This is a genomic window from Methylobacterium sp. B1 (assembly GCF_000333255.1).
Taxonomy (GTDB): domain Bacteria; phylum Pseudomonadota; class Alphaproteobacteria; order Rhizobiales; family Beijerinckiaceae; genus Methylobacterium; species Methylobacterium fujisawaense.
Genome location: NZ_BACT01000679.1, coordinates 1 through 10,297, shown reverse-complemented (window position 1 = coordinate 10,297; position 10,297 = coordinate 1). Strand labels below are relative to the sequence as shown.

Below are 10,297 nucleotides of genomic sequence, written 5' to 3'. Positions count from 1 at the left end.
CGCCCCTGAAGCGGGCCCGGGTTCACCGGCAAAGGAAATGTTGTAGACGGACGCGGAACCGACCGAACCCCGCGCATCCCGAGTCGCACCGCAATGTCCGCCCTCCGCCCCGCCCGTCCGGAACCGCGCCCCGGCGTCCTGGCGATCGACACCTACGTGCCCGGCAAGAGCGGGCGGCCCGGCGGCGGCACGGTCTACAAGCTCTCCTCCAACGAGACGCCCCTCGGCGCGAGCCCCGCGGCGCTCGCCGCCCTCCACACGGCGACCGCCAAGCTCGAGACCTACCCGGACGGGCGCGCCACGGCGCTGCGCACCGCCATCGCCAGGCGCTACGGGCTCGATCCCGAGCGGATCGTCTGCGGGGCGGGATCGGACGAGCTGCTCTCGCTGCTGGCCTACGCGTATGCCGGGCCGGGCACCGAGGGCATCTACTCGGAGCACGGCTTCCTCGTGTACCGGATCGCCATCCTGGCCTCGGGGGGCGAGCCGGTGGTGGCGCCCGAGCGCGACCTCACCGTGGACGTCGACGCGATCCTGGCCCGGGTCACGGACCGGACGCGGATCGTCTACGTCACGAACCCCAACAACCCGACCGGCACCTACCTGCCCTTCGACGAGATCCGCCGCCTCCACGCCGGCCTGCCGCCGCACGTGCTGCTGGTGATCGACGGCGCCTATGCCGAATACGTCCGGGCGAACGACTACTCGGCCGGGCTCGAACTCGCGCTCGAAGCCGAGAACGTGGTGATGACCCGCACCTTCTCGAAGATCCACGGGCTGGCCGCCGTGCGGATCGGCTGGATGGTCGCGCCGTCGCACGTGGCGGACGCGGTCAACCGGATCCGGGGGCCGTTCAACGTCTCGGGGCCGGCGATCGCCGCGGGCTCGGCCGCCATCGCCGACGAGGCCCACATGGCCGCCGCCGCCGCCCACAACGCCGAGTGGCTGCCGAAGCTCACCGAGGGCGCCCGGGCGCTCGGCCTCACGGTCACGCCGAGCGTCGCGAACTTCCTGCTGATCCACTTCCCCGACGCGCCCGGCCGCTCGGCGGCGGATGCCGACGCGTTCCTGACCGAGCGCGGCCTCATCACCCGCCGGGTCACCGCCTACGGCCTGCCCAACGCCCTGCGGGTGACGGTGGCCGGCGCCGAGGCGAACACGGCCTTCCTGGCGGCGCTCGGCGACTTCGTGCGTGGCGCCCAGGGGAGCACCCATGCCTGAGGCGCTCAAGGCCGAGAGGCCCGCCGTCGACCGTCTCGCCATCGTCGGCCTCGGGCTGATCGGATCCTCGATCGCCCGGGCGGCGCGCCGCTACGGGCTCGCCCGCACCATCGTGGCCGTCGACCGGGACGAGGCCGTGCGCGACCGGGTGCGCGAACTCGGCATCGCCGACGCGGTCACGGGCGACCCGGCGGAGGGCGCGGCCGACACCGACCTCGTGATCCTGTGCGTGCCGGTGGGCGCCATCGGCGCCGCGGCGGCCGAGATGATGCCGCATCTGAAAGCCGGCGCGATCGTGTCGGATGTCGGCTCGGTGAAGGGCGCCGTGGTGGCGGCGATCCGGCCGCACCTGCCCGAGGGCGTCGCCCTGGTCCCCGGCCACCCGATCGCCGGAACCGAGTTCTCGGGGCCGGATGCGGGCTTCGCGACCCTGTTCCAGGGCCGCTGGTGCATCCTGACCCCGCCCGAGGGCACCGATCCGGCGGCGGTCGAGACCGTCCGCGCCCTGTGGGCGGGGATGGGCGCCAATGTCGAGACGATGAGCGCCGAGCACCACGACCACGTGCTGGCGATCACCAGCCACCTGCCGCACCTGATCGCCTACAACATCGTCGGCACCGCCGCGGACCTCGAATCGGCGACGCAGTCCGAGGTGATCAAGTTCTCGGCCAGCGGATTCCGCGACTTCACCCGCATCGCCGCCTCCGACCCGACCATGTGGCGGGACATCTTCCTCAACAACCGCGAGGCGGTGCTGGAGATGCTCGGACGGTTCAACGAGGACCTGTCGGCGCTCGCCAAGGCGGTGCGCTGGGGCGACGGCGACGCGCTCCACGCGATGTTCACCCGCACCCGGGCGATCCGGCGCAGCATCGTGGCGCAGGGCCAGGAGACCGCGGCGCCGGATTTCGGCCGGCCGCGGCCACCGGAGGAATAGCGGACCGCGCCGGGCCGCCCGCTCAGGCCGGCGGGCGGTTGACCAGAACCGGCTGCGCCGCCGTCCGCTCCGGGAACAGGCTGCGCAGCGCCTCCAGCTTCGGCGCATCGTTGGCGGCGATGTACGGGTGGCCGGGATGCAGGGCCATGAAGTCCTGGTGGTAACCCTCGGCCGGGTAGAACGCGGCCGCCGGCTCGATCCGGGTGGCGACCGGCCGCGCATAGGCCTTGGCCGCGTCGAGCTGGGCGATGTAGGCCTTCGCCACCCGCGCCTGCTCGGCATCCTGCGGGAACAGGGCCGAGCGGTACTGGTGCCCGGTATCGGGCCCCTGGCGATCCACCTGGGTCGGGTCGAGGGCCACCGAGAAGAAGATCCGCAGGAGCTCGTCGTAGCGGATCGCGGCCGGGTCGTAGGTGACCGAGACCGCCTCGGCATGGCCGGTCCCGCCGCCGCTCACCGTCCGGTAATCGGCCTCCGCGCGGGTGCCGCCAGCATAGCCCGACACCGCATTGCTCACGCCGCGCAGGTGCTGGAACACCCCCTGCACGCCCCAGAAGCAGCCGCCGGCGAAGACCGCGACGCGCGGCCCCGGCGGCTCGGCGGAGCGGGTCGCGGCCTCCGGCAGGCGCCGGGGCGCTTCCTCGGCGAAGGCCGGAAGCCGGGGGAGCAGGACGGCCCCTGCGAGTCCGAGCCCGAGGGCGGCCCCGAGGAGCGTGCGGATTCGATCGCGATGTGCCATTCTATCCTCCTGCCGGAAACCAACAGGGTGTTCGCCCCGTGGCCCGAACCGGTTACGCGGGCGGGACGCCGCATTGCAGCCGCGCCCGCATGGGTCTACGCACCCGCAACAGATCGACCCCAGCGACCGCAGGACCCGTCCCGTGACCATCGCCCCCGAGCCCAACTCCTTCCGCACCGGTCCCGACGAGCGCGGCCGCTTCGGCATCTTCGGCGGCCGTTTCGTCGCCGAGACGCTGATGCCGCTGATCCTGGAGCTGGAAGCCGCCTACGAGGCCGCCAAGGTCGATCCGGCCTTCGCGGCCGACATGGCGAGCTACGGCACCCACTATATCGGCCGGCCGAGCCCGCTCTACTATGCCGAGCGGCTGACCGAGCACCTGCGCGCCAAGGCTCCGGCCGGGCAGGGGGCCAAGGTCTATTTCAAGCGTGAGGAGCTGAACCATACCGGCTCCCACAAGGTGAACAACGTGCTGGGCCAGATCCTGCTGGCCCGGCGCATGGGCAAGCCGCGGATCATCGCCGAGACCGGCGCGGGCCAGCACGGCGTCGCCACCGCGACGCTCTGCGCGCGCTTCGGCCTCAAGTGCGTCGTCTACATGGGCGCGGTCGACGTCGCCCGGCAGGCGCCCAACGTCTTCCGCATGAAGATGCTCGGCGCCGAGGTGATCCCGGTGGAATCCGGCACCCGGACCCTCAAGGATGCCATGAACGAGGCCCTGCGCGACTGGGTCACCAACGTCGCCGACACGTTCTACTGCATCGGGACCGTCGCCGGGCCGCACCCCTATCCGGCCATGGTGCGCGACTTCCAGTCGGTGATCGGGCGTGAGACCCGGGAGCAGATGATCGCCCAGGAGGGCCGCCTCCCGGATTCGCTGGTCGCCTGCATCGGCGGCGGCTCCAACGCCATGGGCCTGTTCCACCCGTTCCTGGACGACCGCGAGGTCGAGATCTTCGGGGTCGAGGCGGCCGGCCACGGGGTTCATTCCGGCCTGCACGCGGCCTCGCTCACCGGCGGCAAGCCGGGCGTGCTGCACGGCAACCGCACCTACCTGCTGATGGACGCGGACGGACAGATCGCCGACGCGCACTCGATCTCGGCCGGGCTGGACTATCCCGGCATCGGGCCCGAGCACGCGTGGCTGCACGAGACGGGTCGCGTCACCTACATCTCGGCGACGGACACCGAAGCCCTCGAGGCGTTCAAGCTCTGCTCGATGCTGGAGGGCATCATCCCGGCCCTTGAGCCGGCCCACGCCCTGTCCAAGGTTCTGGAACTGGCGCCGCAGCGCCCGGCCGAACACCTGATGGTGATCAATCTCTGCGGTCGCGGCGACAAGGACATCCCGCAGGTGGCGGAGATCTTCGGGACGACGCTCTGAGGGCCGGCGCCCCCGGGACGCACCCCTCTTCCCGGACGCCCGGAACGCCGTGGACGGCGATCCGGGATCCGGCAGACGAAGCGCGGCGGAACGGGCCTGCGCGTTTCGGGCGGACGCTTCGCGACGTCCGGCGCGGGATCCCGGGCCGCCATCCGCTGGCGTCGCACGCGCCCGGGACAGGGGCGAGCCCGGACGACACCACGTGACACCGGGCCGGCCGCGGCCGCCTCACCGCACCGTCACCTGATCCTTGATCTTCTCGTAGACCGACCGGCTGAGCACCCGCTTCGACAGCAGCTGCTCCACCGCGGTGTAGGGCCGCTTGGCAACGATCGCCCGGCCGATGGCGCCGCCGCCGCGCAGGCGGTTGAGATCCGCCACGGAGGCCGTGTTGAGATCGACCACGGCCAGGGCCCGGGGCCCGGCGCTGTCCTCCGCCCGCTCGACCTCGGCCTGACCGGCCGCGTCCTCGCCCTGCGGTTGAGGCGCCGCCTGCGGGGCCGGAGGGTCGGCGGGAACCGCCATCGCGTCGGACGGCATCTGTAACGGCGCGGCGGGCGCCGGGGCCTTGCCGGGCTGCGCAGGCGCGGGCTGCGAAGGCGCGGGCTCGACCGCCGCGGACGGGGCGGACGGGGCGGGTGCCGGCGCGGGCGGCGGGGCCGTCGAGGGTTCGGGAACCGCCGGTGCCGAGGGCGCAGGCGGGGATACCGGTCCGGGCGCCGGGCCCGGCAACAGGACCTGCACCACCGCCGCGAGTATGCCGGCAATGATGAGGAGGACCGAAATTCTGAGGATTGCAGGACCGCTGAGCACGCACCACTCGACGAGGATTAAAACTATATGCATCTACAGTTAATGCTGTCTTTGCGCGTCGTCCAATCCACGTCCGAAATCCGGTGAGCAATCCCCAGGGGATGAGCGCGCGGACGAGGCTCGGCGCACGCCTGGGCGAGCGGCTCGGGGAGCGCCTGGGCGCCCTGCGCTACCTGCCGACCCTGTTCCGGGAGATCGCCGCCGCCAGCCCGCGCCTGCTCGCGGCGAGCCTGTCGCTGCGCCTCGTGGCGGCCTGCCTGCCGGTCCTGATGCTGTATCTCGCCAAGCTGATCCTCGACGGGATCGTGGCCGAGCATGCCCGGCCGGCGCCAGGGGCGGGGCTGGCGGACTGGCTGGCCGATCCCGGCCGGGCCCGGCTCGCCGGGCTGGTGGCGGCCGAATTCGGCCTCGCCCTGGTCTCGGACCTCACCGGCCGTCTCGCGAACCTCACCGAGACCCTGATCGGCGACCTCTACGCCAACGCCGCCTCCCTGCGGCTGATGGCGCACGCCGCCGCCCTCGATCTCGCGCAGTTCGAGGACAGCGCCCAGCAGGACCGGCTGGAGCGGGCGCGCCGGCAGGTCAGCGGCCGCACCGGGCTCATCGGGACGGTGTTCGGCCAGTTGCAGGGGCTCCTGACCCTCGCGACCCTGGCGATCGGCGTCGCGGCCTTCACGCCCTGGCTCGTGGTGCTGATCGCCGCCGCCCTGGTCCCGGCGGTCCTCAACGAGTGGCATTTCACCAAGGCCGGCTACCGCCTCGCCTGGATCCGCAGCCCGGAGCGCCGCCGGATCGACTACCTGCGCTACCTCGGCGCCAGCGTCGAGACCGCCAAGGAGATCAAGCTCTTCGGCCTCTCGGACTACCTGACCGGCCTCTACGGGACGGCGGCGCGCCGGCTGCTCGCCGAGAACCGCAGCCTCGCCGTCGCCCGGGCCGGCTGGGGCTTCGCCTTCGCGAGCCTCGGGACGCTCGCCTACTACGCCGCCTACGCGGTGATCGTCTGGCGGACGGTGGCGGGCACCTTCTCGGTGGGCGATCTCGCCTTCCTGGCCGGCGCCTTCCAGCGCCTGCGCGGCGGCCTGGAGGGACTGCTCCTCGGGCTGACCCAGATCACCGGCCAGGCGCAGTACCTCGACGACTTCTACTCCTTCTTCGCGATCCGCCCGCAGATCCGCTCGCCCGTGCAGGCCGTGCCGGTGCCGCGCCCGATCCGGGAGGGGCTGGTCTTCGAGGATGTCGGCTACCGCTATCCGGGCACGCAGGCCTGGGCGCTGCGCCACCTCTCCTTCGCGATCCGCGCCGGGGAGACGGTGGCGCTGGTCGGCGGCAACGGCGCCGGCAAGACCACGATCGTCAAGCTGATGACCCGGCTCTACGACCCGCACGAGGGCCGGGTGCTCCTCGACGGGGTGCCGCTCACCGCGTACGACCTCGACGAGCTGCGGGCGCGGATCGGGGCGATCTTCCAGGACTTCGTCCGCTTCGACCTCACGGCGGGCGAGAACGTCGCGGTCGGCCGGATCGAGGCCGCCGGGGACGCGGAGCGCATCGCGGCCGCGGCGGCCCGGGGGCTGGCGGCGCCGGTGATCGAGCGCCTGCCCGAGGGCTACGCCCAGCCCCTGGGCAAGCGCTTCGCCGGCGGCCTCGACCTCTCCGGGGGCGAGTGGCAGAAGGTCGCGCTGTCCCGGGCCTACATGCGCGAGGCCGAGATCCTGATCCTGGACGAGCCGACCGCGGCCCTCGACGCGAGGGCCGAGCACGACGTCTTCGCGCGGTTCCGGGAATTGTCGGCCGGGCGGACGGCGGTGCTGATCTCGCACCGCTTCTCCACCGTGCGCATGGCCGACCGCATCCTCGTCCTGGAGGGCGGCCGGGTCCTGGAGGAGGGCGGCCACGCCGCCCTGATGGAGCGGCGCGGCCGCTACGCCGAGCTGTTCACCCTGCAGGCTGAGGGCTACCGATAGGGGAGCCGGAAGCGGGGGGCGGGGCCCTCGGGACGCCCCCGCGGCCCGGCCCAAGCATTGCCCGATTCCCTGAGCCTGCTATCTGCGGCGGACCGAATCGAGGTTGTCCATGCGCCTGCGCCTCTTCCGACTGCTGACGGCCGGCCTTCTCGTCTGCGCCGGGAACGCCCAGGCGGCCCCGCCCGCCGGGCCCGAACCGGCGGCCAAGCCCGAGGCGGCGACCCCGTCGCCCGAGATCGTCCTGGCCAACCATCGGGCGGTCTACGACCTGTCGCTGGCCGAGGGCGGAGGCACCCGCTCGGTGGAGAGCGCCCGCGGGCGCATCGTCATCGACTTCCGGGGGGATGCCTGCCGGGGCTACACGATGCTGACCCGCCAGGTGACGGAGCTGTCCTCCGGCGAGACCGGCACGCGCCTGTCGGACATGCGCAGCACCACCTTCGAGGGCGGGCAGGGGCGCGAGTTCCGGTTCAAGACGACGACGCTGACCAACAACAAGGCCGCCGCCCCGGTCGACGGGACCGCCTCCGAGCAGGGCGACGCCCTCACGGTGAAGCTGAAGGGCGGCCCGAAGCCGTTCACCGTGGAGGGGCCGGTCCTGTTCCCGAGCGAGCACATGCGCCGCCTGATCGCGGCGGCGCGGGCCGGCCAGTCGACCCTCTCGGTCAAGGTCTACGACGGCTCGGACGACGGCAAGAAGATCTACGACACCTTCGCGGTGATCGGCCACACGGAGACCGGCCCGGCTTCGGCCGCGGGCTCCGACCGGGACAAGCCGCTGCGCGACGGTTCGCTCGCCGGCATGCCGCACTGGCCGGTCCGCCTGAGCTACTACACCGAGGGCGCCGGGGAGCGCACGCCGATCTACACCCTCGGCTTCGACCTGTACGAGAACGGCGTCAGCGGCGCGCTCAAGCTCGATTACGGCGATTTCGCCATCCTGGGCGACATGACCGCCCTCGACATCGACGCCAAGGCGGGGCGGAGCGACAAGGACGCGGGGAAGGGCTGCACGCCCTGAGCGCCGGTGGGCAGAGGGCGCGCACCGTTCCGACCATGCTCCCGGGCTCCCGGGCCCGCCGATCCGATCGGGGGGCGGGTCGGTCGGCGGGTCGCGGGGTGCGGCGCGGCCCCCCTCTCCCGCGCGGGCTCGCCGATCCCCACGTCGTGTGCCAGCCATCCACCGCGTGAAAGACCAGCGCCCGGGACCCGTGCCTCATGGGGCTGGGCCAGGGGCAGGCCGGGCGCGGATCGCGGGCAGGCCCGGGATCCGCGGGCGGGACGCGCGCAGCGGTCCGCGTCGCGCCGGAGGCCTCACGCCCATTCGTCATCCGGCCGCGGCGACAGCCGCTGCCACGCCGCGGCGATCCGCTCCGGCTTGACGCCGAGACCGTTCGCGCAGGCGACGAGGACGTTCTCGTCGCCCATCACGTGGTCGAGGACGCCCACCAGGAAAGCCGGCTCGCGGGCGCTTTCGCGCAGCGTGTCGGGGCTCAATCCGCTCGCCGCCAGGAAGGGCAGGAGCCGGTCCTCGTCCCCCGCGATCCACAACAGAACGTCCAGGGCGAGCCGTTCGGCGGACTCATCCCCTTGAAGAGGTTTGCCATTCATCAACATGTGAACGCTACAAAGGTGACGGAGGGGCTTCACCGCCCACTAATCATGATCGGCGCGCACCGGGACATCGGATCATGAAGAAGACGGTGCTGATCGTCGAGGACAACGAGTTGAACATGAAGCTGTTCAACGACCTGCTGGAGGCGAACGGCTACGCGACCCTGAAGACCGCCCACGGCATCGAGGCGATCGAACTGGCCCGCGCCCATCATCCCGACCTGATCCTCATGGACATCCAGCTCCCCGAGGTCTCCGGGCTCGAGGTGACGAAATGGCTCAAGGAGGATGACGACCTCAAGGGCATTCCGGTCATCGCCATCACGGCCTTCGCCATGAAGGGCGACGAGGAGCGGATCCGCGAGGGCGGCTGCGAGGCCTACCTGTCGAAGCCGATCTCGGTTGCGAAGTTTTTGGCAACGGTTCGGGCCTATCTTGAGCCGTGACCACGCCGGCGAGGCGCGCCGTTGAACCGGTCACCCGATCCGTCCGGGTCGGGTGACCGGTTCAACCGTCCGTCCTGTCGTATCCGCCCAGGCCCCTGCGGCTGACCGGCGGCGCGCGCCACGGCACACGGTGCCCGGTCCGGGCCGCTCCACCGCGCCCCTACGAGGAAGCATGTCGGCCCGTGTCCTGATCGTCGATGATCTGTTCCCGAACGTCAGGCTTCTGGAGACGAAGCTCGGCCTGGAATATTTCGACACGCTCGCGGCCATGAATGGCCGGGACGCGATCGCGATCTGCGAGAAGGGCCTCTGCGACCTCGTCCTGCTCGACGTGATGATGCCCGGCATGGACGGGTTCGAGGTCTGCCGGCACCTCAAGAACAACCCGCTCACGGCCCATATCCCGGTGGTGATGGTCACAGCCCTCGACCAGCCCGCGGACCGCCTGCGCGGCCTCGACGCCGGGGCCGACGACTTCCTGACCAAGCCCGTGGACGACACCGCCCTGTTCAGCCGGGTGCGCAGCCTCGTGCGCCTCAAGGCGGTGACCGACGAGCTGCGCCAGCGCGCGCTCGCCTCGCGCGAATTCGGGATCGGCGATCCCCTGGCGCTGGCCACCGCCGAGACCGGCCTCGATGCCCGGATCCTGCTCATCGAGGACCGCCCCGGATCGGCCGAGCGCCTCGCCGGGGCCCTGCGCCAGCACCACGTCGTCACGGTCGAGCCCGATCCGCAGGCGGCCCTGCACCTCGCCGCCGAGGCGCCCTTCGATCTCGCCCTGGTCAGCCTCGATCTGGCGGGCTTCGACGGCCTGCGCCTGTGCAGCCAGCTCCGGTCGCTGGATCGGACCCGGACGATGCCGCTGATCATGCTGGCGGAGGAGCACGACCGCGCCCGGGTCGTCCGCGGCCTCGATTTCGGCGTGCACGACTTCCTGATGCGCCCGGTCGACCGCAACGAGCTGATGGCCCGGGTCCGCACCCAGGTGAAGCGCAAGCGCTTCACCGAGGCGCTCCGGGGGGCGATGCAGGCCTCGCTTCAGATGGCCGTGATCGACGCGCTCACCGGCCTGCACAACCGGCGCTACCTCGACAACCATTCTCGGCACGCTGTTCGGCGACGAGGCCGCCCGCGGGCCCAGCTCTCCGTGCTCATCTTCGACATCGACCACTTCAA

10 protein-coding genes are annotated in these 10,297 nt (G+C 72.1%); 7 read left to right on the top strand and 3 right to left on the bottom strand.

From position 1 onward, the window contains the following. Positions 1-93: 93 nt before the first annotated feature. Both I53_RS20065 and I53_RS20060 read left to right on the top strand, forming a co-directional pair. Entirely contained in the window at positions 94-1,221 is a 1,128-nt protein-coding gene (locus tag I53_RS20065) for a histidinol-phosphate transaminase (RefSeq protein ID WP_043353974.1), read from the top strand. Beyond that, positions 1,214-2,158, top strand: coding sequence for a prephenate/arogenate dehydrogenase family protein (locus tag I53_RS20060; protein WP_043353972.1), 945 nt, complete (start codon positions 1,214-1,216; stop codon positions 2,156-2,158). Before I53_RS20065 ends, I53_RS20060 begins: the two co-directional genes overlap by 8 nt. A gap of 22 nt (positions 2,159-2,180) precedes the next feature. On the opposite strand, the gene msrA is transcribed toward I53_RS20060, so the two are convergent. After that, positions 2,181-2,897, bottom strand: coding sequence for a peptide-methionine (S)-S-oxide reductase MsrA (gene msrA / locus I53_RS20055; RefSeq protein ID WP_043353969.1), 717 nt, complete (start codon positions 2,895-2,897; stop codon positions 2,181-2,183). 142 nt (positions 2,898-3,039) lie between these two features. Here msrA and trpB point away from each other — a divergent pair, with 142 nt between their 5' ends. Next, positions 3,040-4,281 carry a tryptophan synthase subunit beta gene (gene trpB / locus I53_RS20050; RefSeq protein ID WP_043353967.1) on the top strand — a complete coding sequence of 414 codons (1,242 nt, stop codon included), beginning with the start codon at positions 3,040-3,042 and terminating at the stop codon, positions 4,279-4,281. Between the two features lie 228 nt (positions 4,282-4,509). On the opposite strand, the gene I53_RS30525 is transcribed toward trpB, so the two are convergent. After that, positions 4,510-4,806, bottom strand: coding sequence for a helix-hairpin-helix domain-containing protein (locus I53_RS30525; protein WP_244538785.1), 297 nt, complete (start codon positions 4,804-4,806; stop codon positions 4,510-4,512). A 389-nt stretch (positions 4,807-5,195) separates the two neighbouring features. On the opposite strand from I53_RS30525, the gene I53_RS20040 reads away from it, so the two are divergent. Together I53_RS20040 and I53_RS20035 are read left to right on the top strand one after the other, a co-directional pair. After that, on the top strand, positions 5,196-7,061 hold the full coding sequence (locus I53_RS20040; RefSeq protein ID WP_043353963.1) for an ABC transporter ATP-binding protein: 1,866 nt from the start codon (positions 5,196-5,198) through the stop codon (positions 7,059-7,061). 109 nt (positions 7,062-7,170) lie between these two features. After that, complete coding sequence (locus I53_RS20035; protein ID WP_043353960.1) at positions 7,171-8,082, top strand: cell envelope integrity EipB family protein; 912 nt, start codon at positions 7,171-7,173, stop codon at positions 8,080-8,082. A 293-nt stretch (positions 8,083-8,375) separates the two neighbouring features. Here I53_RS20035 and I53_RS20030 read toward each other — a convergent pair whose 3' ends face one another. After that, a complete protein-coding gene (locus I53_RS20030) occupies positions 8,376-8,672 on the bottom strand; it encodes a DUF3572 domain-containing protein (RefSeq protein WP_043353976.1) in 297 nt (98 codons plus the stop codon). A gap of 80 nt (positions 8,673-8,752) precedes the next feature. Between I53_RS20030 and I53_RS20025 the strand changes: the two genes are divergently transcribed. Further along, complete coding sequence (locus tag I53_RS20025) at positions 8,753-9,121, top strand: response regulator (protein WP_043353956.1); 369 nt, start codon at positions 8,753-8,755, stop codon at positions 9,119-9,121. A 172-nt stretch (positions 9,122-9,293) separates the two neighbouring features. Further along, positions 9,294-10,297, top strand: a 1,004-nt coding sequence (locus tag I53_RS20020) for a response regulator (RefSeq protein ID WP_043353954.1), incomplete at its 3' end; no start/stop codon positions are given.

What these genes read in the sequence shown, in the direction of transcription:
- I53_RS20065 (WP_043353974.1), top strand. Translation starts at nt 94, where the DNA reads ATGTCCGCCCTCCGCCCCGCCCGTCCGGAACCGCGCCCCGGCGTCCTG.
- I53_RS20060 (WP_043353972.1), top strand. Translation starts at nt 1,214, where the DNA reads ATGCCTGAGGCGCTCAAGGCCGAGAGGCCCGCCGTCGACCGTCTCGCC.
- msrA (WP_043353969.1), bottom strand. Translation starts at nt 2,897, where the DNA reads ATGGCACATCGCGATCGAATCCGCACGCTCCTCGGGGCCGCCCTCGGG.
- I53_RS30525 (WP_244538785.1), bottom strand. Translation starts at nt 4,806, where the DNA reads ATGGCGGTTCCCGCCGACCCTCCGGCCCCGCAGGCGGCGCCTCAACCG.
- I53_RS20040 (WP_043353963.1), top strand. Translation starts at nt 5,196, where the DNA reads ATGAGCGCGCGGACGAGGCTCGGCGCACGCCTGGGCGAGCGGCTCGGG.
- I53_RS20035 (WP_043353960.1), top strand. Translation starts at nt 7,171, where the DNA reads ATGCGCCTGCGCCTCTTCCGACTGCTGACGGCCGGCCTTCTCGTCTGC.
- I53_RS20030 (WP_043353976.1), bottom strand. Translation starts at nt 8,672, where the DNA reads ATGAATGGCAAACCTCTTCAAGGGGATGAGTCCGCCGAACGGCTCGCC.
- I53_RS20025 (WP_043353956.1), top strand. Translation starts at nt 8,753, where the DNA reads ATGAAGAAGACGGTGCTGATCGTCGAGGACAACGAGTTGAACATGAAG.